The 1,266-nt window shown below is 75.1% G+C and carries 1 protein-coding gene; it reads right to left on the bottom strand.

Translation table 11 applies throughout. The annotated features are described in order from the left end of the window. Positions 1 to 722 precede the first annotated feature (722 nt). The coding region (locus tag ACFXB5_RS20665) for an ATP-binding cassette domain-containing protein (RefSeq protein WP_385209817.1) at positions 723 to 1,266 on the bottom strand (544 nt) is incomplete at its 5' end.

The raw sequence follows: 1,266 nt of genomic DNA, 5'->3' as shown, positions 1-1,266 counted from the left end.
CTGCGGCGGGCTTGTTCCCCACCCCGCCCCTGCCCGAACCGGGGGCGGGCCCCGGACCCCATATCCGGGGGCTCCGCCCCCGCACCCCCGCCGGGGCTCCGCCCCAGACCCCCGCTCCTCAAACGCCGGAGAGGCTGAGAGCGGAGCACGCCCGCCCCAGGACCCCGCTCCTCCATCGGAGGGGCTGAGGGCGGAACACGCCGAAACCCCGCTCCTCCATCGGACGAGCTGAGGATGGGGCACGCCCGCCTCAGGGCCCCACTCCTCCGCCGGACGGACTGGGGGAGGAACACGCCCACCCCCAGACCCCACTCCTCCATCGGACGGTCTGAGGGAGGAACACGCCCACCCCCAGACCCCACTCCTCCATCGGACGAGCTTGGGGCGGAACACGCCGAGACCCCGCTGCTCCATCGGACGGACTGCCCGCCCCAGGACCCCGCTCCTCCATCGGAGGGGCTGGGTGGTGAGGCTCCTCTGCCCGCTCCTCGGGCGCCGGAGGGGGCGGGAGGCGGAGCACGGCCGGGCCGGCCCGTGTGCCGCCGTTGTGGGCAATCGTTCCGCGGAGGGGGCACCTCCCAGCGGTAGCTGGGGGAGGAACGGGTGGGCACAACCCGGCCACCGGCGTGCAGTCGGCGGCATACCTCGAGGACGGCTCTTGGGGCGGAGCCCCAGCCGGGTCCGGGGCGGAGCTCCGGTTTCGGGAAGGGGCGGGGTGGGGGCTAGCCATCCGCCGGCCGCCAGCGTCGCACTCGGTGGCCCTCGCCCAGGTCGGTCCAGAGCTCGCCCGGCTCCGCCGCGTCCTCCCAGTCGTCGCCCAGCGCCACCGCCGCCTCCGCCTCCGGATCCGGCTCCAGCGCCGCCGCCATCAGCGCCCTCGTGTACGGGTGACCCGGAGCCGCGAAGACCGCGTCCGTCGGGCCCTCCTCCACCACCACGCCGTGCCGTAGCACCACCACCCGGTCCGCGATCCCCCGCACCACCGCCAGGTCGTGGCTGATGAACAGGCAGGCCAGTTCGCGCTCCCGGCGCAGGTCGTCCAGCAGGCGCAGCACATCGGCCTGTACGGACACATCCAGCGCCGTCGTGATCTCGTCCGCGATCAGCAGATCGGGTTCACCGGCCAGCGCCCGGGCGATGCCGATGCGCTGGCGCTGGCCGCCGGACAGCTGGGCGGGGAGCCGGTTGGCGAAGTCGGGGTCGAGGCGGACGTCGGCGATCAGTTGACGGGCGCGCGACGCCGCCTCGCCCCGCGACCCGGCCGTA

It is taken from the genome of Streptomyces sp. NPDC059455 (genome assembly GCF_042750115.1).
Lineage (GTDB): Bacteria > Actinomycetota > Actinomycetes > Streptomycetales > Streptomycetaceae > Streptomyces > Streptomyces endocoffeicus.
Note: the sequence above shows the minus strand (reverse complement) of the source record. Positions and strands in the feature narration are given on the sequence as shown.